The following is a 24,814-nucleotide window of genomic DNA, read 5'->3' on the forward strand; positions in this document are numbered from 1 at the left end:
AATTTTTGGTGAATTCTCCTGTTTCTCTTGTTTTTGTAGCGCTTTCATTATATTATTATAAGGAAAATAATATAAGGAGTGGCAGAAATGAAGAAATTTTTCTCTTTTGATTTTTGGCAAAAATTTGGTAAGTCCTTAATGGCCGTTATTGCAGTTATGCCCGCTGCCGGTTTAATGATTAGTTTGGGGGCTACTATTCCCTTAATCAATCCAGATTGGGCTTTCCTAGTAACTTTGGGCGATGTAGTGGCTAATATCGGTTGGGCCATTATCGGTAATCTTCACTTGCTTTTTGCAGTGGCAATTGGTGGCTCCTGGGCCCGTGACCGTGCTGGTGGTGCCTTTGCAGCCGCTATTGGCTTTGTACTTTTAAACCGAATCACAGGATCTATTTTTGGCGTAACCCCAGAGATGCTGGCCGATGCAAGCGCAACCACAACAACGCTTTTTGGCCAGGTCATCCCAGTGAACGGTTATTTCACTAGTGTCCTAGAAGCCCCAGCCTTAAATATGGGGGTATTTGTTGGGATTATTGCTGGCTTTATGGGGGCAACAGCCTATAATAAATACTACAATTTCCGCAAATTACCGGATGCTTTATCATTCTTTAATGGCAAACGCTTTGTGCCATTTGTCGTTATTCTTTGGTCAGCTATTGCGGCCCTAATTCTTTCAGTAGTTTGGCCATTTATTCAGACCGCTATCAATAGTTTTGGGGTTTGGATTGCTTCTTCTCAAGAAACAGCACCCTTTGTAGCACCATTTGTCTTTGGTGCCATGGAACGTCTTTTACTACCATTTGGTCTCCACCATATGCTAACTATTCCAATTAATTATACGGAAATTGGTGGTACCTATGAAATTTTAACTGGAGCTAATATGGGTCAGCTTGTACAAGGACAAGACCCACTTTGGTTTGCCTGGGCAAGCGACTTGGCTAACTTACGTCAAGCAGGTGACAGCCAGGCTTATCAAAGCTTGCTAAATAATGTAACGCCAGCTCGTTTCAAAGTCGGCCAGATGATAGGTTCTATGGGTATTACCATGGGGGTTGCCTATGCTATGTATCGAAATGTTGACCAGGATAAAAAAGATGCCTATAAATCTATGTATATTTCAACAGCTTTGGCAGTATTCTTGACAGGGGTAACTGAACCGATAGAATTTATGTTCATGTTTGCCGCTATGCCGCTATACTTAGTATATGCCGGTTTGCAAGGTTTGGCTTTTGCCATGGCGGATTTAGTGAATCTCCGTGTCCACTCATTTGGGGTAATTGAGTTAATTACCCGGATTCCCTTGATTGCTAATGCTGGTATTTTAGGTGACCTCTTTAACTTTGTATGGGTTACAGCTCTTTTTGCTGTCATCTCCTACTTTATTGCTAACTTCTTTATCCGTAAATTCAACTACGCAACGCCTGGCCGTAATGGTAATTATGAGGCTACCCAGGCTGATCAAGCCGAAGCTAGTCAAGCTAATGCGGTCGATGCAAATCAAGAAGTTTATAACATTATCAATCTCTTAGGTGGGCCAGATAATATTGAATTTGTTGATGCTTGTATGACTCGCTTACGGGTGACCGTCCAGGATGAAAGTCAAGTTGGGGACAAAGAGCTGTGGCTCAAGAACGGGGCGCGTGGTTTTGTCTTAAAAGATCGTGGTGTGCAAGCCGTTTATGGCCCTAAGGCTGATGTACTTAAGTCAGATATCCAAGATGTGCTTGATTCAGGTCAAGATATTCCAAATTTAGAAATTAAGGGAACAGCAGCAGATAACAAGTCTGACCAAGTTGAAGAAGTAGCCGCTGCTGAAGAGGTAGCGACACCTGTTGATGGCCAAGTAACCGCTATTGCTGAAGTTTCTGACGAGGTCTTTTCTAATAAGATGATGGGTGATGGTTTTGCCATTAAGCCAAGTAACGGTGAATTAGTTTCGCCGGTTAAAGGGGTTGTGCAATCTGTTTTTCCAACCAAACATGCCTTGGGCATTACTACCGATAACGGGGCTGAAGTCCTAGTTCATATAGGTATTGATACGGTTGAACTTGAAGGGGAGCTGTTTGAAATCATAGTTGCTGAAGGCGACTTGGTTGATATTGGTCAAGAAATTGGCCATATGGATATCCAAGCTGTTGAAGCCGCAGGTAAAGCTAGCGACGTTATTGTAGCCTTCACTAATATGACCGATAAATCAGAATTTAAATTAGAGCAAACTGGCCAGCAAGCGCGTGGCAGTCGCATTGCCACGATTAAACAGTAGAGATAAAAAAAGTAGCTGGGAAATTCCCAGCTACTTTTTTATACTTGAGCTAGATTAGCTCGGTAGCCAATAAAGATATTTGTAGGTTAAGATAAGGATATCAAGATTTGTCCGATTTACATTAGGGAGGTAAGTAGATGAAAATAATGACCTTAAATGTCCATGCTTGGGAAGAAGACCAGCCATTGGAAAAATTAGCGAGCTTAGCTCAGCATATTAATGACCAGGATTACGACTATATTCTCTTACAAGAAGTCAATCAATTGCTGGCTGACCCAGTGGTCAAGCCCACCCGGTTTATCCGGCCCAGTCATGAAGAGGTCGATATTCCTATAAAACAATCGAATTATGCCTATCAGCTATTAAAGCTTTTAGACTACCCTTACTACTGGTCTTGGACTCCTGCCCACGTGGGATATGGCAAATATGATGAAGGGTTAGCCATTCTCGCTAAAAGTTCTTTTGCTGCTAGATGTCAACGCATTTCAACCAACCAGGACTACCAGGACTATCGACGACGTGTGGTTTTAGCGGTTCACCTATCTGAAAAAGATTTGGAATTAGTTTCTGGTCATTATTCCTGGTGGCAGTCAGTAGATGATGAGTACCCGGGACAAAGTTTTCAAGCAGAATGGGACCAAACCCGGAAAATCCTTACTAGTGGTGGTCGTAAAATTGTGGGTGGTGATTTTAATCAGTTAGCTCATGTCAACGATCAAGGCTATGATTATGTCTTAGCCACGAGCGACCTGTTAGATGCTTACCGAATGGCAACTAGTCCTCAGGGGCAAGCCACGGTACCGGGTGAAATAGATGGTTGGGAGGGCGATGATGCTGCCAAACGAATTGACTACTTCTTTGTTAGCCCTAATCTGAATGTTCAAAGCTACCAAACCTTATTCGACGGCCAAGCTATGCCGCAGGTCAGTGATCATTTTGGCATTGCCTTGACTTTAACTAGGTCAACTAGTTTCTAAAACCATATAAATCTGATACAATGTTAAAAAAAGTAAAAGGAGATTTAGTATGGCAATTCAACCACAAGCAACCATGAGGGGAAATGTTTTGATGGGGGTCAATCCCTTGGGCTGTAAGCAAGAGGTTTACAACCAAATTAACTATGTTAAGAAAAATGGTAGCTACCAGGGGCCAAAAAAGGTGCTAGTATTAGGTGCCTCATCTTCTTATGGCTTGGCTACCCGTATTTCAACAGCTTTTGGGGCGGGTGCTGATACGATTGGTGTGTCTTATGAAAAAGGGCCCAAGTCAGAAAGGAATTTGGGCACGCCGGGTTGGTACAATAATATTGCTTTTAAGCAGGCAGCTGAAGCGGATGGCTTGATTGCCAAAAATATTATTGGGGATGCCTTCACTGATGAATTAAAGCAAGAGGTTATTGACTACATTAAAGAGGATTTTGGCGGACAGGTTGATTTAGTAGTTTATTCTTTAGCTACTGGGCGACGTACTGATCCAGAAACGGGTCAGGTCTACACTTCAGCAATCAAGGCTATCGGTCAGGAAGTAGTCGGCCCTGATATCAATCTACAAAAGGAAACTTTTTACCAAAAGACCCTGGCAGCTGCTAGCCAGGAAGAAATTGATGAGACGGTCAAAGTAATGGGAGGTGAGGATTGGCTAATCTGGATGAAGACACTAAAAGAAGCCGGTGTGCTAGCTGATGGCGTCAAGACAGTAATTTATTCTTATCTGGGTTCTGACCTTAATCGAGCTTATTACCATGATGGCACTTTGGGCCGGGCTAAAGCTGACTGTGATGCTAAGGCAGGGGAAATAAATAATCTTTTAGCTGACATTGACGGACAAGCCCTAGTTTGTGTCTCAACAGCTGTTACTACTAAGGCTTCATCTGTTATTCCTTTCTTTCCGGTTTACTGCCTGGCCCTATACAAAGTGATGGCAGAGGCAGGTAAACATGAAACACCAATCATGCATAAGCATCGGATTTATCGCGATATGATCTATGGTGACCAACCACTTTATGATGATGAGGGACGTTTGCGTCCAGATGCTTGGGAGTTGGATCCTGATATCCAGGCTAAAACGACCGAGCTGGTCCAACAAATAAATGAAGACAACTTTAATACAGATTTTACGGCTTACGACCTCTTTATGCATGAGTTTTATAATCTTAATGGTTTCGATGTGGCTGGTTACCAAGAAAAAAATATTGAAATTGATCAACTTCAGGCGCTAGAGCCTTAAGTTGAATCGAGGCCATGATGAGCTAGAAAAGCAAAAGCCGCCAAACCTATATTATTTTTAGGTTTGAGCGGCTTTTTAACTGATTAGTTTTTTTCTAAGCTAAGATTCTCTGCGACGTAAGTATTATCGAGGGCCTCACTACCCATATAATTTTTCCAAAATTCAAGATAAGCATCTGAACTAATAGTCTCACCGTCCTGGCAGAAAATGACATAATCTTCACCGTCCATGTGGATAATATAGTCCTGAGCGGAAAAACCATTGCGCTCATAGAAGCCTAACCGACGTCGGCGCATTTGGTGATTAGCTGCGTGAGAATGAGGAAATTCGCTTTCCAAGAACATAATTTTATCAGGATAATAAGTCTTTAAAGCAGCGAGCGCATGGCTACCCAGGCCGCCACCACGTTGCTTGGCGTCTACTGCGAAGTAGTTGAGTAGGACATAGTCATCTTGAGCCGAGCAAAAGGCCAAACCGGCATACTCACCATCTTGTTCTAAATAAAGCAAGTCCAGTTTGTTTTGGTTACTTAAATCTAATAATTTATCAAAAACAATCTGTTCAACGGGAGGGAAGCTGGCGTAATATAAATCCTCCAAGTAGTTAATATCAGTGGCTTGGCTAGCCTCTTGAATTTTTATCATATAAATCTCCTTAAGTAAATTTGATAATATTGGTGAGTTGACCGATGCCTTCGATAAAGACAGTGAGTTCCTCACCATGACCAACCCATTCTTGTTGGTCTGGTTTTAAGCCGGAAACAACGCCATGTGGTGTACCAGTAAAAATAAGGTCACCTGGGCGTAGTTGCATGTATTGGGATAGGTAGGCTACTAGTTCTTGTGGCTTACGGATTAAGTCAGCTGTTGAGGCGTCTTGCACAATTTTGCCGTTACGTTTAAGGCCTATCCGACTGTTGGCCAGGTTAAATTGGTCACGGGTAATTAAGTAAGGGCCAATCGGGGCAAAACCATCCAGGGTTTTACCCAAATACCACTGACTGGTTTTAAATTGCAGGTCACGGGCTGACAAGTCATTACCGATTGTATAACCGAAAATATGTTGGTCAGCTTGATCAAGGCTAATATTGTGGCCTGCTTTGCCAATTACAATGACTAGTTCAGCTTCATAGTCTAACTGGCTAACTGTTTTAGGCACATAGATAGTTTGTTGGTGGCCAGTAATGGCATTATTACTCTTTGAAAATATTTCGGGGGCCTCAGGTACCGCCATGTTAACTTCAGCAGCATGGTCAGCGTAATTTAGGCCCACGCAAATAATTTTAGAGGGATTTTCGATAATTGGTGCAAAAGAAATATTATGAGTATCAAGTTGGTCAGCTTGGATAACCGGTTCGCGTTCCGCTACCCGAATGAGATCCGCTAACTGGTAATGACTAGGGTGCTCCAAATAGGATTTGATATCGCTTGGTACCGCATAATTAAAAGTTTCACCTAAGAAATCTAAATCGTAGCTGGCTTCTCCGATGACGACAGCTAATTTCTTACCATTATCAGTGACATAATTAAATAGTTTCATGGTTACTAGCTCCTTTGCTTATTTAACTTCATTATAGAACACTAAGAAAAGAATGCCCACTAGTGAGCCTAAAAACTTTTAAATATTACAGATATATTACAAAATATTTAAAAGATAGACTTTTTAGGAAAATTTTTAAACCATTCGGGCGGTGGGAAAGCTGCCTTATCAGCTGTCCTATCTTAAAAAATTGTTTGCTGAGAAAAACTGAAATCTGCTTAACTATGTTATATAAAGTCGAAATTTATTAAATTTTTGTAATCTATTTGTTACCCAAAAAGAAATCCAAGCCTGTATAATATGATTTATCATAACTCAGGGGGTAAATATTAAATTATGAGTTTTTCAGTTAAATCAATGTTAGGAACGTCCTTAGCCACAACGGCAGCCTTAGTCGCAATCGCACCAAGTGTTGTCGCTGATGACTATACCATCCAATGGGGTGACACTTTAACCGACTTAGCCCAAAAGCACAATGTTACTTTAGATGATTTAAAAGCCGCTAATGGCATTACTGATTCAGGCGACTTAATTATCGCTGGTCACACGCTAGTGATTCCTGAATTACCACAAGTTGTAGGTCAAAGCCAAGCAACTGATGGACAAAATGTTTACACTGTACAAGCAGGCGACACCTTAAACAAAATCGCTGCCCAATTCGGGACAACTGCAGACAGCTTACGTGCTTTAAACAATATCCAAGGCGACTTGATTTTTATTGGTCAACAGTTGGTAGTTGCAGGCCAAGTGGCTGAAGCAGCGACTGTAGCGCCAGTTGTTGAAGAGCCAGCAGTCGCTGAAGAAACTACCGTTGAAGCCGAACCAGCAGTAGTTGAAACGGATAAGCTTGATGAAGCTGAACTTGCTCAAGCTGTTGCTTATCAAGCTGAAGAAGTAGCACCAATTGCTGAAGAGCTTGTTGCGCCAGCTTCAGAAGCTGTAGGTGAGCAAGAAGTAGCAGCTACAAGTTCAAATGAAGTAGAATCAACTGAAGCTACAGTTACAGAGGAAGTAGCTCCTAAAGCTGAAGCTAAAGAGGAAACACCTGTAGCTACTGCGGAAACAGCAGCTGCAGCACCAGCCTCAGCTGAAGCTACTGCAGTAGATGCAGAAGTAGCGCCAGCTGTTCAAGCAGCACCAGCTCCAGCCCAAGAAACTGTAACAGTTACTGAAGCAGAAACTGCACCAATTGAAGAGGCAGCACCAGTAGCCCAACCAGTTGCTTATGAAGCACCGGCTGTCGAAGCGCCAGCACCGGTTAAAGAAGAAGCACCAGCAGAAACTGCTCCAGTGGAAGAAGAAGTTGTGGCTGAGCCAGTTCAAGAAGCCGCGCCAGCTGCAGAAACGCAACACAATGGCTCTAGCGTCTTAGAAGTAGCTGATCAATATGTTGGCACACCTTATGTATGGGGTGGTCGTCAACCAGGTGGTTTTGATTGTTCAGGTTTCGTACAATATGTTTACCGCGAAGCTGAAGGTCGAGAAGTTGGTTCATGGACTGGTGAGCAACAATACGCTGGTCCGCAAATTGCTGTTGAATCAGCTCAACAAGGTGACCTACTATTCTGGGGTGACTATGGTAATCCTTACCACGTAGCCATCTCTACTGGTGATAATGGTTATATCCATTCACCACAGCCAGGTCAAACAGTTGGTTATGGTACAGTGAGCGAATACTGGTATCCAAGCTTCGCTGTTCAAATGTAATTAACTAACATTGATAAAAAAAGGCCGAGTTTACCCCCTCGGCCTTTTTTGTATACTTATAACCCGAGAACTTGGCAACTACGACCTATCTCCGTTATAATAAAGAGAAGTATGAGAAAAACTGCAGCTATGAACCAGTAGGACCTAGCTCCTACTAGATATAGAGGTGAAAGTAATTATGAGTAAGATTCTAGTTGTTGACGATGAAAAGCCGATTGCTGATATTTTAACTTTTAACTTGAAGAAAGAGGGTTACCAGGTAGTGACAGCTGGTGACGGGGAAGAAGCACTGGAAAAATTTTCCGCTGAAGATCCTGATCTGGTCGTACTTGATTTAATGCTGCCAAAAAAAGATGGCCTAGAAGTTTGCCGGGAAATTCGAAAAACTAGCCAGGTGCCTATTATTATGTTAACAGCCAAAGATGATGAGATAGATAAGGTATTAGGTCTGGAGCTGGGTGCCGATGACTATGTCACCAAGCCCTTCCAAAATCGGGAATTTGTGGCTCGAATTAAGGCTAATTTACGCCGGACGGCTCAGTTGCGAGAGGCTGAAGCTGTTACTAATGAGGTGGCAAATAAACAAATTGTGATTGGCGACCTAATTATTCATGAAGATGCTTATGCTGCTAGTCGACATGGCGAAGAATTGGACTTAACGCATCGTGAATTTGAGCTTTTACATTATTTGGCCCAGCATGTTGGTCAGGTGATGACGAGAGAAGATCTTTTACAAACGGTATGGGGCTACGATTATTTTGGTGATGTGCGGACGGTGGATGTAACAGTCAGACGCCTAAGGGAGAAGATTGAGGAAAACCCTAGCCATCCTAATTTACTGATGACCAGACGAGGTGTCGGCTACTTTATTAAAAATCCTGACCAGGAGTAAGCACCATGCCTGCTAAAGAATATATCCTGCAAGCAGCCAAGAAAATGAAATCCATTCACTTTAAAATTCCCTTCGTTTTCTTTATGCTGCTTTTGTTATCCTTGCAACTAATAGGGGCCTACTTTATTCAGCAACTTGAGGCTGAGATGTTGGCCTCTTTTGATGAGCAAGTTCAGGTGCAAACTAACTATCTGATGGATGCTATCCAACCCATTTTAGAAAATGATAATCTGTCGGAAGTTGAGCGCAACCAGCAGTTAAACGAAACTATTCGCCGCTTTAATAATGCCATTTTAAATGAAATTCAGATTCTAGATGAAGATGGCTTTTTGATGGCCACTGGTAATCCGACCATGCTATCGGCAATTGGTCGGCGTTCAACCAGTCCGGAGGTGGAACAAGCCTTGCTATCTGGGGGCACTCAGGAGAAGGTATATTTTGATCCCAATCAAAATATCCGAGCCAAGACTTTTATTACACCGGTTACCAGCCGCCAATCTTCAGGGGAAAATATTGGATTGATGGTGGTTGATGTCAATCTGGAGACAGTTTATAGCCAGGTGCAAAATATTGTTACTATTTTTGTGACTTCTTCTGCTGTATCACTGGCCTTTGCCACAGTCCTATCAATTTTAGTATCGACCGGGATCACCAGACCCCTCCAAGAGATGCGTGACCAGGCTGAAAAAATTGCTGAGGGCAATTATACGGGTGAAGTGGTGGTCCATGCCAAGGATGAAATTGGTGAGCTTGCTGAAACAATTAACTATTTATCTGTCCGTGTCAAAGAAGCCCAAGAAACAACCGAGTCCGAGCGTAAACGTCTCGATTCAGTCCTGAAGCATATGACTGATGGAGTAATTGCAACCGATCGGCGAGGTAAAGTAATTATTATTAATAATCGTGCCTTGGAATTTTTAGATATGGTTCAAGAAGAAGCCATTGGGCAAGCAGTGATTGAAATTCTTAATCTCAAGGACCGTTATACCAACCGAGACCTTTTCGACTTGCCAGAGGCCATTTACCTAAATATTGACCAGGTAGATGAAGGAGAGAGCATTATCAAAGCAGAGGTTTCTGCAATCCAAAGAGAATCCGGCTTTGTGTCCGGCTTAGTAGTGGTTTTAACCGATGTTACTGAGCATGAAAAAATTGAGCAGGATCGTCGCCTCTTTGTCTCTAATGTTTCTCACGAATTGCGCACTCCGCTAACGTCAGTTCGCTCTTATAGTGAGGCTTTGATGGAGGGTGCCATGTCTGATCCAGAACTATCCAAATCTTTTCTGCAGGTGATTCAAACTGAGACCGATCGAATGATTCGCATGATTACCAACTTACTTAATTTATCTCGGATGGACTCTGACCAATTAGAGTTGAATGTTGAATTTGTCCTCTTCAATGATTTGATCAACCATATTTTAGACAGATTTGATTTTATGCTTAAATCAGAAGATTACCAGGATACCAATATTAGGATTGTTCGAGAATTTACTGATGAAACAGTTTGGGTAGAGATTGATACTGACCGGATCACCCAAGTAGTTGATAATATTATGAATAATGCCATTAAATATTCACCAGATGGTGGCGATATTTACGTTAGGCTAATGACTACCCATAATGAAGTGGTGTTGTCGATACAAGACCAAGGACTCGGTTTACCGCAGAAGGCAATTCCGCATGTCTTTGAACGCTTTTATCGAGTAGACAAGGCTAGGTCAAGGGCTCAGGGTGGGACCGGTTTAGGTCTAGCCATTGCTAAAGAAGTCGTAGAGCTCCACCATGGTCGCATTTGGGTTAATTCAATTGAGGACAAGGGGTCAACCTTCTTTATTGCCCTGCCTTACGAAGCTAGTATGGGAGAGGAGACTTGGGAAATATGAAAATAAAGTCTAATTGGCTCATTCATTTGGTCTTAATTGGTCTAGTAGTTTTTTCACTCCTAGCCACTTTTTCCATATTTTCTTCTTCTACCTGGATACATAATTTAATTAATCCCTTGGTAGGTAACCAGTCGCGTCCCTTGGCTCAAATCGCTGGTAGTGACAACCAAGAAGACCTTCAGTTGGCTAAAACCTTTGGTGTCAGAAAGGTAATCCGTCACCAGGAAAATGGACAATATGGCCAATCGATTGATACTAAATTAACGCAATTAATGAATGACTACCTGATTCAACTAGGTAAGCAAAAACTAGAGGTAACTAAGTCACCGCTAGCAGATAATTATTATGAAAAGTTCTCTGGTCAAGCCTATGCCATTTTGGCCTTTGCTGACGAGATACCACTTTCTTTTTTTATTAGCCAGACACCTGATAGTGATTTTAGTGGCCAGGAAAGAGTTTCTCAGGTCATTATTACAGCAGAGGATAACCAAGTTTATTTGCTTAATGAAAAGGCCCAGGAAATGATTATAGTTAGTAGTTCGGATCAAAAGGAATCAATTAGTAAGTTAGCTAAAAATTTGGCAGACTATCCTTTTACGCCAGTAATACCGGTTAATCTGGATGGACGTTATTTATTCCTAACCAACCAAGATGTGCGTTTAGACCGTTTAACATATATGATTGAACGCCAAGCTAATGTCAACTATCTTTCCCAATTATTTGCAGCCCCTTCCGAAGTTCATGATTATTCTGATGAAATTTATACCCGCTACTATGGTGATGAGGGTAAACTGATGATTAATACGCAAACATACAGCTTGCTCTTTGAACGTCATGGTGACCTAGTAGAGCCAACCGATTACGAAGCAACCCTGGTTAATTCTTTAGCTCAGCTAAGTAAATTCCAACATAATATCGATAATTGGTATTTTACTAGTTATGATGAAGCTAATCACCAGGTGCGTTACCGTTACTTTGTCAATAATATACCGATCTTTGGGCAAGATTATACGGCTAAGGCTGAATTAGTTATGTCAGCTAATGATCTTCAGGCTTTGAGGATGTCGACGATAAATATCCAGACCCCTTTGACTGACCGAAGTAAGTCGCTGGTATTACCCAGTGGCCAGGAGGTTTATCAAGGGCTAGTAGCAGCTGGAATAGATCAAAATGATATCCAGGATATGGTGCCTGGTTATTATTGGATTTACAGCCAGGAATCAGCTCGTCTAGTAGAATTGGTGCCGACCTGGTTCATCAGACTTGGTGGGAATTGGCAGTTGCTTAGTAATTTAGTCGATTTGAACCAGCAAAAAAATTTAGCAACCAAAGACCAAGAAGGCCAGGTATTCGACTTTAATCGACATATAAACCCACAAGGCCAGGATAGTCAGGATAGTAATAGTTTTCAGGCATTGGATGAAGATATGACGATTAATGGTTTTGAAAATTAGGAGGCAGGTATGGATTTTAGAAGAATAGAAAAATTACTTATTTTTGCCTTCTTACTGCTTAATATATTTTTGGTCTATGTCTTTGTGGGAAAAAACTCTCTGCTTATTTTGCCACGGATTGACCAGTCTCAAGTCAATGTGGCTGCTGAAATGAAGGCCGATGGGATTAAGTTTACTGACTTGTCTGACGAAATTAGGGACCTGCCTTTAATGCGTGTTCCTAACGAGCCACTCTTGACTAATGAAAACACTAACTTCGCTAACCAGACCGTAACCCTTGACGGTGGTAATCGTTTAGTTAGCCAGCTAAATACCAATATAGTCTTGTCTAAACTAACTAGTGACGTGTCAGCTAGTGAAATAACTAATGAGATGCTAGCACCCTTGGAAAATTTTGTTAATGCCGACAATATTGTTGCTGGTGATAGTTATCAATTCTTTTATTACGATGCGATTAATCGACGTATCCACTATATTCAATTTAAGGATGGTAATATTCCTATTACTGATGGTACTAGTGAACTAATTTTTCATTTAGATAATAACTTTAATGTTTCCTCATATGAACAACGTCTGGTTGCTACGATGAAGACTCAGGGTAGTGCCCGTAAGTTAATCAGTGAAAAACAAGCTGTTGAGAATCTTTATTTGAATGATGAGATTTCTGACCAGTCAACTATTTTAAGACGAACCCTAGGTTATAATGTGACCCTGCCGCTAACTGATATGACGGTTTATACACCAGTTTGGTGTGTGGTCGTTGCTGAGCAAGATGGGGCAATCAGTCGTCACTATGTGGATGGCATTAATGGTACGATTATCCAGGTTGAAATCACTAATGCTTAAAAGAAGGAGCTTACTATGATTAGAAAAAGGTGGCTAATTATTTGCGCTTTAAGCCTGCTTGCCGTCATCTTAGGGGCCAACTGTCCGGTTTGGGCAGCTGACGAACCGGTTCAGACTAAAATTACTAGCTATCAAGCTAATATTGAAGTGGATGCTAATGGTCAAATGCAGGTTAAAGAACAGATTGATTATCAATTTAATATAGACCGTAATCACTTGGAACATTTTATTCCTTTAAGCAACCAAGCTGAGGTTCATAGTCTGGAAATTGGCCTCAAAGCCACAGGCGCTAACCAGGCTTTTCCTTTTGCTGAATCTATCTCAGAACAGATAGGGACCTACAGCTTAAGGAGTGACCCTAATGGTCTAGGCATTACGCTTTTTAACCATATGGGCTTGGACCCCCATACGGGCTTCTTTAACTATAAAATTGACCAGGTTTGGCAACTTGCCAAGGATACGGTTGTGATTAGCCAACCCTTCGCCAGCCTGCCTTATCCCAGTGATAAGGTGACCCTGACCTTCCACTTTCCTCAGGCCTTAACTGGTCAAAAAAATAATTTTTTAGTCGCTCCCCAGGATAATATCGAGGCTGCTTGGCTAGATGGGCAAACATTTCAAGTGACTGCCCGAAATTTAACAGCCCAAACAGGAATTAAGCTTGAAATGTACTTACCTGCTAGCATGTTTACTGCAGAAGTTACCCCCGGGGCTGCCTCCCATATTGATGGTGTGGTGACTCGTATTAATAAATTTTACCAAGACCAAGCAGCCGCTAAGCAGGCCCGTCATCGTCATCATGTATGGCTAGTAGTTGGGCTTAGTTTGGCTAGTTTAGTAGTCTTAGGGCTGACCATATGGGGTAAAAACAGAGCCAAGCAAGATACAGTAGCTCAAAGCCAATCTGTTGATTGGCCACTGGCTAGCTTGGCACAATTGGTTGGTAAACAGAATCAGACCTTGGCAAGCTTTTGGCTAACTTTATTTGATATGACTAGTAAGGGCCAATTAGCTTTAAAGGTGGTTGCTGATGACCAGGGTCAGGTGGGGGATCTTTATTGGTCAGATTTAGGCTACGAACCCGAATTTCCTGGTGAAAGACTACTTCTATCGACCTTAAAAGACCAAAATCAAACTTCAATCAAGACTATCATCACTAATAATCAAGGTCTAGGTTCTAAATTAAAGAAAGCTGCGCAACAGTATCTTGCTGACCAGGGGGCCTATGTGCCAGCTAATAGCTTGCTAAAGGGCTTGTGGCTACTTAATGGCTTGGCTCTGCTGGTTGGGGCGATATATCTGGGCTGGCAAATTTTTGCCTGGATGGATCCGCGCTGGCCGCTTTTCGTCTGCCTAGTCTTGTTACTAGTGATGGCTGGCGCTTATTATTGGCTGTTACCTATTTATTCAGCCAAAGCGCAGTCTGTTGGCAAATGGGTTGACCAATTAGGTAACCAATCAGGCAGAAATTTAGAAGTATTACTTACTAACTATCCAGATGAGGATGCCTATACGATGATTTATCTCCTATCCTGGATCTATAACAACCAGGCCCAGTACGGTCAAACTATTCGGCGGCTATATCCGCTAACTTATGATAGTATTATCAATAGCTTAGCGCCCTTGGAGGGGCGTAAACTGAATAAATTATTAAAATAGTAACTAGAAAGAAGGCTAATAATGGAAATAAGCCCAGCAAGTTTTGATATGCGGGTTTCCATGTTAGGCAGTGGTTCGACTGGAAACTGTACCTACATTGAAACTCCCAAGCGTAAAGTTTTAGTAGATGCAGGCTTTTCAGGTAGTAAAATCAAAGCCATGCTAGCCAAAATTGATCGTGACATTAACGACATCGACAGTCTGTTTATTACCCATGAACATTCTGACCATATTAAAGGTTTGGGTGTTTTAGCTCGAAAATATGATATTGACCTTTATGCCAACCAGGCTACCTGGGCGGCAATTGGTGATAAATGCGGTAAAATAGACAACCAGCAAAAGCATATTATGGAAATGGGTGACATGCTAGCCCTGGATGATTTGGATATTATGTCTTATGGAGTGAGCCATGATGCGGCTGAGCCACAATTCTACGCCTTTCAAAACAACGGCAAGCAGTTTGCCATTTTAACCGATACTGGCTATGTCAGTCAAAAACTCAGTGATTTATTGACTAATTGTGATGCTTATTTAGTGGAATCTAACCATGACTTAGATATGCTAAGGATGGGGCGCTATCCTTGGCGTCTTAAACAGCGGATATTAAGCGATGAAGGCCACCTGTCTAATGAAGCAGTTGCTCTGGCTCTCACTGATATGGTGGGTGATAAAACTAAGCGTGTCTATCTAGGCCACTTGTCTAAGGAAAATAATATGAAGGTCCTTGCCAACCAAACTTGTGAGCAAATCCTCTATCAGAACGATACGGGTGTTAACCAAAGTTTCTTTTTGGAAGATACTGATCCTGAGGAACCGACCGCACTTTATCAATTGTAAATTATTAAAATATTAAGTATTAATCAATAGATTATTCACGACTTGGGCATGTTTGTCCGTTATAATGAAAAAAATGACATGGGAGGGCCAAGCGTATGACTGATAATAAGCAAGATAAAAAGATATTAAATGAAAAATTAGCTTCAGGACTCATTGGTGGTCTAGTAGGAGCCGTTTTAGTAGGCGGTGTTGGCTATGCAGTTAATCAAAATGATGGGCAAGTTAATAATGACCAAGACCTATCCAAGCTAGTCAGCCAAGAGGTTGACCGCAAGCTAAAAGGAGGTAACCAGGGCACAAATAGCTCAGGTTCTGTCTCTATTGTTTCTGACGTAAGTGAAATTGTGAAGCAAAATGCGGGAGCAGTTGTTTCAGTGGTTAATCTGGCTAATACAAATCGAGTTTATGATTTGTTTGGTTTTGCGACACCATCTACTGCTGAACAGGCCGATAGTGAATACCAGACCGCTGGCGAAGGCTCTGGCGTTATTTATAAAAAGGATGGTGACAAGGCCTATTTAGTAACCAATAACCATGTGATTGCTGGTTCAGATGCCTTGGAAGTTATTTTAAGTAATGGCCAGCAGGTACCAGCTAAACTAGTTGGCACCGATGTTTGGACTGACCTGGCAGTTTTGGAAATTCCGGCTGAGTATGTAGAAACCGTGGCTGAATTTGGTGACTCTTCTGCTTTAACTGTGGGTGAACCAGCCATTGCGATTGGTTCACCACTTGGTTCCGATTTTGCTTCAACCGTTACCCAAGGGATTATTTCAGGACTAGACCGGTCAGTGCCTACTGATTTAGATGGTGACAAGCAAGCCGACTGGCAGGTGACAGCTATTCAGACCGATGCTGCCATTAATCCTGGTAATTCTGGTGGTGCCTTGCTAAATGCGGCTGGTCAAGTTATCGGCATTAATTCAATGAAGATTTCAGCCAGCCAGGTTGAAGGGATGGGCTTTGCAATTCCGAGCAATGATGTGCAGTCGATTATTAGTCAGCTTGAAAGCAATGGTCATGTGACCCGTCCAGAATTAGGCATTGCTATGGTTAGCCTTAATCGCGTGCCTCTAGAAGAACAAAGTCAGGTCTTGAATCTACCAGACCAAGTTAAAGATGGTGTCCTAATCTATGAAATAGATAGCCATGGTCCAGCTTATGCGGGTGGATTGAGAGCTAACGATGTGATTACCAAGTTTGATGGGCAGGAAGTTACTGATGATATTTCTCTGCGTAAGGCACTTTATTCAACAGATCCTAATAAGACGGTTGAAATTGAATATTATCGTGATGGTAAACCACAAAAAGCCCAAGTTAAACTACAGCCTCAAGCTCAGCAAGTTAATTAATTATTAGGCCTATATCAATAATTTAGCAGACAATAAAAGCCCTGGTGTCGGTAACCAGGGCTTTTTACTGTTTATTTAGTAAACTGATTTTTTAATCATCGAAATGAATTTCATCATAATTATTAGCTACTTCAGTCCGACCAAGGTCTTTGTTAACCCGCTCCAATAGTTGCGGTGTCAAGTTGTAGACAAAGGTTAGAGCGATGAAAACTAATAACCAACCAAGACCTGGGAACCAACCTGATAGGGATTTTAAGGCATCCGCGTTTTCGGCAGTCCAAGTCGCAGTATTATTAAGGTCTAAGCTCGGGATGAAGGTAGCTAAGATTAGTGGTACAGCAGCTTGACCGATACCTTGTCCAATTTTACGAGCCATTGAATAGATAGCATAGATTGAGCCTTCGTTCCGAGAACCAGTTTGCCATTCTTGGTAGTCAATGGCATCACCGACCATACCCCAAACGTAAACCCACATACCGAATGAGAAGGTATTAGCAATGGTTTGTACAGCGATGAAAATCCACGGCTGCTCAGGAGACACTGGGAAGATAGCGTATAGGAAGTAGGCAACAAAGGCACCAATTACTGGCCAAGATGACACCGCTTTGGTACCCCATTTACGTAAAGCAAAGGTCCCGAGGGTTGCGCCAATGATGAGCGGCACAATTTGTGGTAGGGCTGACCAAGCATTTAGAGAACCATCACCATAATAAATTTGATAGTTCAATTGGAAAAGTTGTGGTGCAGTTTGGATAAAGAGCACCTGAGCTAATGATGCCAAAGAAACTCCAATAACAGCACGGTTCTTGAAGAAATCTTTTAACACATCAAAGAAATTATTTTCCTTATCACCTTCAACTACTTCGTTAGTTGGCTCAACAACTTCAACTTTGTCTAAGTCAGGATTAATTTCTTTGGCCTCTGAAATAGGCACATGAACTAGGCGCTCTTCAGTATTAAAGTAAGTGATAAAAAATGAAAGTGTGGCAATCACGCCTAGGCCAATTGCGATTGGAAACATTCGTTGTCCCTGGAAAATTGATTCGCCATTTACAGTTTGATAAACAATTAAAGGAATAAGTACTGTTAATAGTGTATTACCAATTTGTGATTCCCATGCTCGAGCAGTTGATAATAGGGATCGTTGTTCAGACTCAACTGTCATAACTGAAGCTAGGGAGCCATAAGGCACGTTAACACAGGTGTACATTAAATCCCATAGAATATAGCCGACTGCGCCAACAGTGAAGCGGACACCGTATGAAAAGGCTGATGAGTCAATAAACATGACGGTAGCTGCTAATGCTAGGGCCGGGCCAAAATAAAGAACCCAGGGCTTAAATTTTTCCCTTTTTTGTCCACGTGGGTCCAAACGGTCGATAATTGATCCAACAATCGGATCATTAATGGCGTCTATAATTTTAGCTACTAATATTAGCGCTGAATAGTGGGTTAGCTTAATACCTAAATATTGGGTATAAAAAATAAATTGATAGGCTGAAATAAGTGTAAAACTCATATTACAACCAAAATCACCAAAGAAGTAGCCGATGAGGTCGCGTCCAGAGAAGGGCCTTTTGCGCTCATCAAATATAACTGTAGTTGGCTCTTTTTTTGCATTTGTTGCCATGGATAAGCTCCTTTATATTATGTAATACGCTTACTTCTATGAAGCGCTTACGCGAATTATAGAGAGTTAATTATATAAAGTAAAGCTTTTTTGTGAAAAAATAGACATGTAATGTTAAAAAGCTTGAAAAATAGGAGTTTGCATTTATTGTCTTATCCTATTTTGTATGCATTTTGTTTTGTTTAGGCTAAGCTAAAAGCCCAGCCAAAACGGCTGGGCTTAATGTATATAAATTTTATTATGGGCTTGTTAACCTTGGCTTTTATTGCTAGCAAATTGGTAGGCAAGGTACCAGAAGATGGCACCAGCAACCGCAAAAATAATATTAATCCACCAGCCACCTGCGTAGGAGCCGGTTGTGTCGTAGATCAAAGGCACAAGTAGCGGACCAATGGCTGTACCAATCTGAGTAGAAGAAGTAACATAACCGTAGGCCTCTCCATAGCGTTTGTTAGAGTAAATAGTTGAGGTCACAATTGGCGGTAAAACAGTACCAGTAGCGATACCTAAACCACCAAAGAAGACAACAACACCGACTGGGCCAATCATGCTGCCAGCTAGCAACATAGAGACAAAGGAAAGCGCTAGGGCACCCATACCTGTAAAGAGGGTGACCTTAAAGCCAAATTTGTCATTAATCCAGCCCATCAGGATTTTACCAAAGACCCCTACTAATAGATAGGCAGATACTGTAATCGATTCAACTACTGGGCCCTGGGCTTCTGTTAGGCCAGGGGAGAATTGCAGGGAGCCACCGTTAGCTAAACCATTAGCCACTGCCCCTAATAATAATAGGATAAAGAAGGCCTTGGTCCAAGATTGACCAATTGGCAGGTCTACATCCAGATTGTTGCCCTGGTCTGCTTCCTCTTTTTGCTTGTCTTCGGGGTTAATTTCGTTTTTGTGCTGGTAACCATAAGCCTCAAGGCCTCTGTCTTCTGGTTTTTGATCAATGATAAAGATACCAAAGACAAAAGCAATGACTAAAGCGACTATACCATAAACCAGGTAAGCATGGCGCCAACCGAAGTTGGTAATCAGATAGGTGATAATTGGACTAAAAATAAAACCACCGGCTGAAATCCCAGCAAAGGCAATAGAAGTTGCCAGACCACGTTTTTCTACAAACCAATTATTAATCATCATAGTCATTGGGATAGAGGTGGTAGAGATAAAGGCAAAACCAATTACAAAAGAAATAATATAGAAGTGCCAAGCATTTTGCGCAAAAGCATAAGCGATTAGCCCAAGGCCAAATATAGCTGCAAAAATTGTCCAAAGTCTTTTAAAATTACGCTCTGTTAAGAACTTGGAAGCAATTGGCCCGATAAAAATACCGACTGCCTGTACAATTGTCGTATTCAGAGAGAAAGCTGATCGTGAAAAGCCTAAATCTTCCGTTACCGCAATTTGCCATTTGTTAAATAATGAGGTAACTGCTGGCATATAAGTGGCCAGAATAATAGTAGCCGCGAATAAAATAATCCAAGCATAGTGGAATTTTTTACCGCTCTGGTGAGTATTCGTCATTTTATAACTCCTTTTTTAAAATATACATCTCTATTATACCTTTTTTCTTGTAAAATTTTAAGCGTGAGGCTCTAATCTTATCAGCAATGAACATATTTCTTCCACAGCTCATGTGGAATAAACAGGGGAAAACTTATCCACAAAAAATGAGTTATGTGGACAAGTTAGTAAAAACCTGTGGGTATCATCTTTCTAATGTGGAAGAAATTGTGGTAAATTTGAGTGTTTTACACATTAAGAAAGCATAAAGATCAAAAAGCTGATAATATCAGCATTTTAATTGTGTATAATTGTGGATATGTGGATAACTTTGTGGATTAATTAGTTTTACTGCTAAGCAAAAAATTTTGGTCTGAACATTAATCCTGCTAAGCTGTATGAGAGGTGAAATCATGGCAAAAGAAAGATTATTTTTACAAGTAGATGAAGAAGGCTTACACTTACCAATTGCAGATGGTCAATGGCATATCGATGGGCAAACTACTTATTCCGCTCTAGAGATGTTACTGGCTTCAACCGCAGCTTGTGGCGCTAGTGTTTTTCGTGATTTATTAAAGAATTCTGAGGTAGCCGCTAAATTGACGGGGGTAAAAATTGATTTTACCCGTCATGAAGAGCGACCGCGCCCTATTAAGTCGATTACTTTGACCTTTTTAGTTGATGCCGAGGATGACAAGGCCAAACGTCGAGCCAGTCAAATGACCCGGTTTGTATCACGTTACTGTCCAGTGATTCAATCTTTAGACCCTGATATTGATTTAAAAGAAGTTGTTGAATTTATCTAAAGACATACACTTGTGCTGATTTAAAGAAAGCAGGCTTGACCAGCTTTCTTTTATTTACGATAATAATATTTGCTTGAGAGGAGGACTGGTATGGATATACAAGTCGTATGTGTAGGAAAGTTAAAGGAAAAATATTTAAAGCAAGGGGTTGCCGAGTACCAAAAGCGACTCAGTAAATATACTAAGTTTAAAATTGATGAGGTAGGGGACGAGGCAACGCCTGATAACTTGAGTGATCATGAAATAGAACAAATTTTAGCTAAAGAGGCTGACCGTATTCTAGCTAAAATTGGACCTGGCCGGAAAATAATTGTCTTAGCTATCGAAGGCGATTTAGTTTCTTCTGAACAACTAGCCGATCGCATCAACCAGTATGCGACCTATGGCGATAGTAAATTGACCTTGGTGATTGGTGGCTCATTAGGTTTGGCAGAAAAACTGAAAGCCCAGGCCGACTGGTCGATATCTTTTGGCCGGATTACCCTGCCCCACCAACTGATGCGCCTGGTTTTAACCGAGCAAATTTACCGGGCCTTTCGTATCATTAACCACCATGCTTACCATAAGTAGGCTAAGTAAAAAGGAAGGCAAACCGCCTTCCTTTTTTATTGTTATTCTTATTGTTGGTCTTGGTCGTTGTTGCCGCCACCAAACAGGGTGCGGAAGAAGTTGCTAATCGCATCCCAAATGCTTTGGCCATCTTTGGCTAATTGCTCTTTATCAGCATTATCCCAAGCAGTTTTGGCCTTGTCGAATAATTGACCACCTTGGGAAGCAATCTCTTGACCGAGATTACGGATTTGTTCTCTTTGCTCATCTGTCAACTCGATTTGAGAAAAGTTTTGCATATAGTTGATGATTGACTGGATATTTTCCTGGCTTAAGACATCTTGAAGATTGTAGTTATTAACTACATTGTTCACGATGACTTGGATTTGGTCGATGGTGATTTCACCATTATTCTCAGCCTTGGCCTGGTCAACTTCAGTTTTAATTTCAGCGATTGCGGCATTTAGCACTTCATCAGAGTAACCTTCTTTGCCTTGGTTTTCTTGGTTGATGCTAGAAGTAACGACTAATTCATCCTGAGCTACACTGACAGCTTGGTCATCTAAGGTGTAACCAGCATCAGCAAAGGCTTTATAGACACCGGCTAGAGCACCGGAACCATCGACAGGTACTGCAGAAGCTACCTTGATATCAACATCGACCGCGCCTGCTGTTAGAGCGGCATTTTGATATTGGAGTGGGGTAATATCGGTAATGGTTTCTGGTGTGACGATTTCTACAGAAATTTTGCCATCGTTCTTAGCTGGTGTGATATAGGCTGAAGAGTAGACTTGGCGGTAAGGGTAGCTATCATTGAGCAGGTCATTTAGTTCATTGACATGAACTTGGATTTCTTGGGCACCATCTTCGACACCAAGTTCCCTTTTAGTGGTATTGAATTGTTGGTCGTTCAGACTCTCGCCATAGGTAAACATGGGATTAATTTGGATTTTGTCTGCTAAAACGCGTGGTGCTGCTAGGATAGAAGCAGCTAGAGCCGCTGATAAAACAAGCGCTTTTTTCTTATGGTTCATCATAAATTCCTCCTTAAAGTTTCAATCATTATATCATGATAAGCTTAAATTGACCTAAAATATGGATTAACACTTAATTAATATTGGGTAGTTATCGGCAGGACAAGGACTAACATGCTGGTAGGTGGAGCCCTGGCCCTAAACGATTTTGGTCAGACCATGAGCTAGGGACTAAACTAAATAGGGCTACGAGCAAATGAATTGAAACCGTTTTTTTTTTTTGATAAAGTAAAATTGTCAGGAAGATAAGCGAGCAACTTTATTCGTTTTACCAATTGCGATATTGAACTAAGTCAATTGTTGGTTAGGCCTAACTATATTGCCTTAGATTTGTGCCGCCAATTTGGTTTATAACAGCTTAGGAGATGAGTATACATGTCAAAAAAACATTATAGGGTTATCCTGATATCAATGCTTGTTTTAACGCTTCTAACGACCATCTACGACCTTTATTATGAATCTATTTCAGATAATTTTTTAATCACGGTGGCAATAAGCACCTTGTTTGGCATCGTAAATGTAACATTATGGTTAAACTACCGAAATTACTTTCCCAAAGATGACGACCATGGGAAAGAATAAAGCTTGGCTATCTTGCTGTCACAAGTAATTGAAAGCAAACTAGGATTTATTAGTGGAGGGCGCTTAATATGACTAAAAAGAACATCTTTACTGGTATTCTAATGTCGATGTTGACCTACTTTATTGTTAAAGCACCAGGGTCTACTGTCTTAGATGAAACAAGCTACTTGATACTTAAGTATGCCTTGTTAATAATTGGCCTCTATATGTTAGTATGGCTGAGAAAAAATTAGAATTTGCTGGCCAAGTGTTGGCCATGACTAAATGCTGTGATTGAGTAGAAAAAAACCAGGTAGATCCTAAACCTTATGGTGGACCTGCCTGGTTTTTATGGCTCTTTGTCAAATAGTGTTGGTGATATTAAAGATCGAAGTTTTGACTTCGGTCTTTTTTATTTTTTCTAGCCATAGGCTAGAGTCTCCAGAGAATTGGTCATCTGTTCAACAGCCATGGCACCGGTTCGAGCCAAGGTCTCTCACCTCGCCAGCCTCAAACAAGCTGTAGTCAATCGCTATATCCGTACGTCGCGTTGCTCCTACGGCTCTAGGATTGTCACAGCTTGTATTTCTTTGGCGTGCTTAACATGGCTAACAGATGCCCATTCTCTTCCGCCTCTAGTAAAAAATATCTTTTAACTTAGGCACATAGGGCCCTAGATTCTGTATCTAGCTTTTCAATCTTTCTATTTATGGTAGGTTTATTTTCCCTCTTTACCTCATATGATTTAAAGGAAAGAAAAGCCCTTGCCCTTAAATGATAAAAATTGCGGTAACCAAATCCGGAACGCTTAATATTCTTAATTTTATTATTCATACCCTCAATTGGCCCATTGGAAAGTGTATAACGAAAGCTATTGATAATAGCAGGTAAGTATTTGAGCAGAGTATTCATCGTTTTTCTCAAATTCTTCGGGAGCCGTTGGCTCTTATTGCGACTAATTGTATGTAGGAAAGCATTGATATTCCCTGTTTTAAGGTGATATTTGAGCTCATTGACGACATCATAGACTTTTCTAAATTTACTGTCGATATTAAGCATAAATTCAACTATACCTGCTTCTGTTATAAGGCCATCAAATAAGCGATGTGTGCGGTAATTAACACTATTCAGTGCTTCTTGGTTCTTTAAAATCAGCTTCCATAACTGTTTCAATTTCCGATAGTGTGTTGATTGCTTAGGTTGTTGATTCATCACAAGAATCCGTTGGCTATTCAAAGTCTGATTCAGTAGTTGGACAATATGGAATCGGTCAATAATAATTTTCGCATTTGGAAAGATTTGTTGTAAAAAATCATAATAAGGTGAGTACATATCCATGGTAATCGTTTCAACTAGCTTTCTCTTTTCCAGAGGGAAACGCATAAAATAATCTCTTAAATAAGCTTGCGTCCGATCTTCTAATATATCAAATAAACGATGATTAGCTGCATCCACTAGGATGCAAGACATAGCGCCTGAGACATTTTTAACAGATTTAAACTCATCAATAGATAAATGCCTAGGTAGTTGCCGGTAACTTTGTTTGAATTGTTTAGCAGTCGATTCAAGCAGACGAATAACAGTAGAATTTGAAATATTAAGTTTTTTAGCGATTAAGGACATACTTTGCGACTCTGATAATTCTTGTATCGCTAAACACTTGATTTGGCGACTAATAAAGCAATTTTTAGCAACTAGATTAGAAGAGGCTGTAAACGTAATTTGGCAATTTTTACAGAAAAATCGCTGTTTTTTTAATACTAAAGAGATTGGTTGTGTGTTGAATTCACCTATTAAAATGCGCGATAGTTTATAACCATGCTTAATAATACTAGCTTGGTCAGCCTCCTTATGGAGGCAATTTGGACAGCTGTCTGGTTGATAAGTTAGTGTGCCGTAGATTACTTTATGAGTCACTTGTTTAATCTTTTTAATCGTTACCTTGTCCTCTAATTTAATATTTTCGTCTGTAATACTTAATAGGTTTTTGATACAATCATTTTGAGCCATGTGAATTCTCCTTTGTAGTTTTGTCTGACAACTTAATTATAAAGAATTCACTGGCTTT

The 24,814-nt window shown here is 41.0% G+C and carries 20 protein-coding genes; 14 read left to right on the forward strand and 6 right to left on the reverse strand.

Annotation, left to right across the window (positions count from 1 at the left end):
- Positions 1-87: 87 nt before the first annotated feature.
- The 3 genes from AWM75_RS05615 (at position 88) to fabV (ending at position 4,488) form a co-directional block, all read left to right on the forward strand.
- Entirely contained in the window at positions 88-2,262 is a 2,175-nt protein-coding gene (locus AWM75_RS05615) for a PTS transporter subunit IIBC (protein WP_067979374.1), read from the forward strand.
- A 137-nt stretch (positions 2,263-2,399) separates the two neighbouring features.
- Entirely contained in the window at positions 2,400-3,239 is an 840-nt protein-coding gene (locus AWM75_RS05620; RefSeq protein ID WP_067979377.1) for an endonuclease/exonuclease/phosphatase family protein, read from the forward strand.
- Between the two features lie 49 nt (positions 3,240-3,288).
- Entirely contained in the window at positions 3,289-4,488 is a 1,200-nt protein-coding gene (gene fabV / locus AWM75_RS05625) for an enoyl-ACP reductase FabV (protein WP_067979381.1), read from the forward strand.
- Positions 4,489-4,571: 83 nt separating this feature from the next.
- On the opposite strand, the gene AWM75_RS05630 is transcribed toward fabV, so the two are convergent.
- Together AWM75_RS05630 and AWM75_RS05635 are read right to left on the reverse strand one after the other, a co-directional pair.
- On the reverse strand, positions 4,572-5,132 hold the full coding sequence (locus tag AWM75_RS05630) for a GNAT family N-acetyltransferase (RefSeq protein ID WP_067979384.1): 561 nt from the start codon (positions 5,130-5,132) through the stop codon (positions 4,572-4,574).
- Between the two features lie 10 nt (positions 5,133-5,142).
- The gene (locus tag AWM75_RS05635; protein ID WP_067979387.1) at positions 5,143-6,027 is read right to left on the reverse strand and encodes a fumarylacetoacetate hydrolase family protein; all 885 of its coding nucleotides are present in this window, start codon (positions 6,025-6,027) and stop codon (positions 5,143-5,145) included.
- Between the two features lie 336 nt (positions 6,028-6,363).
- On the opposite strand from AWM75_RS05635, the gene AWM75_RS05640 reads away from it, so the two are divergent.
- The 8 genes from AWM75_RS05640 to AWM75_RS05675 all read left to right on the forward strand — a co-directional run bounded on the left by AWM75_RS05640 (position 6,364) and on the right by AWM75_RS05675 (position 16,657).
- Complete coding sequence (locus AWM75_RS05640; protein WP_067979389.1) at positions 6,364-7,734, forward strand: C40 family peptidase; 1,371 nt, start codon at positions 6,364-6,366, stop codon at positions 7,732-7,734.
- A 178-nt stretch (positions 7,735-7,912) separates the two neighbouring features.
- On the forward strand, positions 7,913-8,626 hold the full coding sequence (gene yycF / locus AWM75_RS05645) for a response regulator YycF (protein WP_067979394.1): 714 nt from the start codon (positions 7,913-7,915) through the stop codon (positions 8,624-8,626).
- A 5-nt stretch (positions 8,627-8,631) separates the two neighbouring features.
- The gene (walK, locus tag AWM75_RS05650) at positions 8,632-10,509 is read left to right on the forward strand and encodes a cell wall metabolism sensor histidine kinase WalK (RefSeq protein ID WP_067979397.1); all 1,878 of its coding nucleotides are present in this window, start codon (positions 8,632-8,634) and stop codon (positions 10,507-10,509) included.
- Positions 10,506-11,963 carry a two-component system activity regulator YycH gene (gene yycH, locus AWM75_RS05655; RefSeq protein WP_067979400.1) on the forward strand — a complete coding sequence of 486 codons (1,458 nt, stop codon included), beginning with the start codon at positions 10,506-10,508 and terminating at the stop codon, positions 11,961-11,963. Before walK ends, yycH begins: the two co-directional genes overlap by 4 nt.
- A 9-nt stretch (positions 11,964-11,972) precedes the next feature.
- Positions 11,973-12,809, forward strand: coding sequence for a two-component system regulatory protein YycI (locus AWM75_RS05660; protein ID WP_067979403.1), 837 nt, complete (start codon positions 11,973-11,975; stop codon positions 12,807-12,809).
- A gap of 15 nt (positions 12,810-12,824) precedes the next feature.
- Positions 12,825-14,468 carry a DUF2207 domain-containing protein gene (locus AWM75_RS05665; protein ID WP_067979406.1) on the forward strand — a complete coding sequence of 548 codons (1,644 nt, stop codon included), beginning with the start codon at positions 12,825-12,827 and terminating at the stop codon, positions 14,466-14,468.
- Positions 14,469-14,489: 21 nt separating this feature from the next.
- Positions 14,490-15,305: an MBL fold metallo-hydrolase gene (locus AWM75_RS05670; protein WP_067979410.1), complete on the forward strand. Its 816-nt coding sequence runs from the start codon at positions 14,490-14,492 to the stop codon at positions 15,303-15,305.
- Positions 15,306-15,400: 95 nt separating this feature from the next.
- Entirely contained in the window at positions 15,401-16,657 is a 1,257-nt protein-coding gene (locus tag AWM75_RS05675) for a S1C family serine protease (RefSeq protein WP_067979416.1), read from the forward strand.
- 91 nt (positions 16,658-16,748) lie between these two features.
- Here AWM75_RS05675 and AWM75_RS05680 read toward each other — a convergent pair whose 3' ends face one another.
- On the reverse strand, positions 16,749-18,287 hold the full coding sequence (locus AWM75_RS05680) for an MFS transporter (protein WP_067979418.1): 1,539 nt from the start codon (positions 18,285-18,287) through the stop codon (positions 16,749-16,751).
- A gap of 249 nt (positions 18,288-18,536) precedes the next feature.
- Complete coding sequence (locus AWM75_RS05685) at positions 18,537-19,817, reverse strand: MFS transporter (protein ID WP_067979421.1); 1,281 nt, start codon at positions 19,815-19,817, stop codon at positions 18,537-18,539.
- Positions 19,818-20,209: 392 nt separating this feature from the next.
- Between AWM75_RS05685 and AWM75_RS05690 the strand changes: the two genes are divergently transcribed.
- Both AWM75_RS05690 and rlmH read left to right on the forward strand, forming a co-directional pair.
- Entirely contained in the window at positions 20,210-20,602 is a 393-nt protein-coding gene (locus AWM75_RS05690; protein ID WP_067979426.1) for an OsmC family protein, read from the forward strand.
- 90 nt (positions 20,603-20,692) lie between these two features.
- Complete coding sequence (gene rlmH / locus AWM75_RS05695; RefSeq protein WP_067979436.1) at positions 20,693-21,172, forward strand: 23S rRNA (pseudouridine(1915)-N(3))-methyltransferase RlmH; 480 nt, start codon at positions 20,693-20,695, stop codon at positions 21,170-21,172.
- A gap of 47 nt (positions 21,173-21,219) precedes the next feature.
- Here the strand turns inward: rlmH and AWM75_RS05700 are convergent, their stop codons facing one another.
- Positions 21,220-22,188, reverse strand: a complete 969-nt coding sequence (locus tag AWM75_RS05700; protein WP_067979450.1) for a DUF1002 domain-containing protein — start codon at positions 22,186-22,188, stop codon at positions 21,220-21,222.
- A 647-nt stretch (positions 22,189-22,835) separates the two neighbouring features.
- On the opposite strand from AWM75_RS05700, the gene AWM75_RS08755 reads away from it, so the two are divergent.
- Entirely contained in the window at positions 22,836-23,000 is a 165-nt protein-coding gene (locus AWM75_RS08755; protein WP_158320163.1) for a hypothetical protein, read from the forward strand.
- 403 nt (positions 23,001-23,403) lie between these two features.
- Here the strand turns inward: AWM75_RS08755 and AWM75_RS05710 are convergent, their stop codons facing one another.
- Entirely contained in the window at positions 23,404-24,756 is a 1,353-nt protein-coding gene (locus tag AWM75_RS05710) for an ISL3 family transposase (RefSeq protein ID WP_067977420.1), read from the reverse strand.
- Positions 24,757-24,814 lie beyond the last annotated feature (58 nt).

Source organism: Aerococcus urinaehominis (assembly GCF_001543245.1).
GTDB lineage: Bacteria > Bacillota > Bacilli > Lactobacillales > Aerococcaceae > Aerococcus > Aerococcus urinaehominis.

Bases quoted from the DNA above. Each gene is read 5' to 3' on its own strand.
- AWM75_RS05615 (WP_067979374.1), top strand. From the start codon at position 88: ATGAAGAAATTTTTCTCTTTTGATTTTTGGCAAAAATTTGGTAAGTCC.
- AWM75_RS05620 (WP_067979377.1), top strand. From the start codon at position 2,400: ATGAAAATAATGACCTTAAATGTCCATGCTTGGGAAGAAGACCAGCCA.
- fabV (WP_067979381.1), top strand. From the start codon at position 3,289: ATGGCAATTCAACCACAAGCAACCATGAGGGGAAATGTTTTGATGGGG.
- AWM75_RS05630 (WP_067979384.1), bottom strand. From the start codon at position 5,132: ATGATAAAAATTCAAGAGGCTAGCCAAGCCACTGATATTAACTACTTG.
- AWM75_RS05635 (WP_067979387.1), bottom strand. From the start codon at position 6,027: ATGAAACTATTTAATTATGTCACTGATAATGGTAAGAAATTAGCTGTC.
- AWM75_RS05640 (WP_067979389.1), top strand. From the start codon at position 6,364: ATGAGTTTTTCAGTTAAATCAATGTTAGGAACGTCCTTAGCCACAACG.
- yycF (WP_067979394.1), top strand. From the start codon at position 7,913: ATGAGTAAGATTCTAGTTGTTGACGATGAAAAGCCGATTGCTGATATT.
- walK (WP_067979397.1), top strand. From the start codon at position 8,632: ATGCCTGCTAAAGAATATATCCTGCAAGCAGCCAAGAAAATGAAATCC.
- yycH (WP_067979400.1), top strand. From the start codon at position 10,506: ATGAAAATAAAGTCTAATTGGCTCATTCATTTGGTCTTAATTGGTCTA.
- AWM75_RS05660 (WP_067979403.1), top strand. From the start codon at position 11,973: ATGGATTTTAGAAGAATAGAAAAATTACTTATTTTTGCCTTCTTACTG.
- AWM75_RS05665 (WP_067979406.1), top strand. From the start codon at position 12,825: ATGATTAGAAAAAGGTGGCTAATTATTTGCGCTTTAAGCCTGCTTGCC.
- AWM75_RS05670 (WP_067979410.1), top strand. From the start codon at position 14,490: ATGGAAATAAGCCCAGCAAGTTTTGATATGCGGGTTTCCATGTTAGGC.
- AWM75_RS05675 (WP_067979416.1), top strand. From the start codon at position 15,401: ATGACTGATAATAAGCAAGATAAAAAGATATTAAATGAAAAATTAGCT.
- AWM75_RS05680 (WP_067979418.1), bottom strand. From the start codon at position 18,287: ATGGCAACAAATGCAAAAAAAGAGCCAACTACAGTTATATTTGATGAG.
- AWM75_RS05685 (WP_067979421.1), bottom strand. From the start codon at position 19,817: ATGACGAATACTCACCAGAGCGGTAAAAAATTCCACTATGCTTGGATT.
- AWM75_RS05690 (WP_067979426.1), top strand. From the start codon at position 20,210: ATGGCAAAAGAAAGATTATTTTTACAAGTAGATGAAGAAGGCTTACAC.
- rlmH (WP_067979436.1), top strand. From the start codon at position 20,693: ATGGATATACAAGTCGTATGTGTAGGAAAGTTAAAGGAAAAATATTTA.
- AWM75_RS05700 (WP_067979450.1), bottom strand. From the start codon at position 22,188: ATGATGAACCATAAGAAAAAAGCGCTTGTTTTATCAGCGGCTCTAGCT.
- AWM75_RS08755 (WP_158320163.1), top strand. From the start codon at position 22,836: ATGACTAAAAAGAACATCTTTACTGGTATTCTAATGTCGATGTTGACC.
- AWM75_RS05710 (WP_067977420.1), bottom strand. From the start codon at position 24,756: ATGGCTCAAAATGATTGTATCAAAAACCTATTAAGTATTACAGACGAA.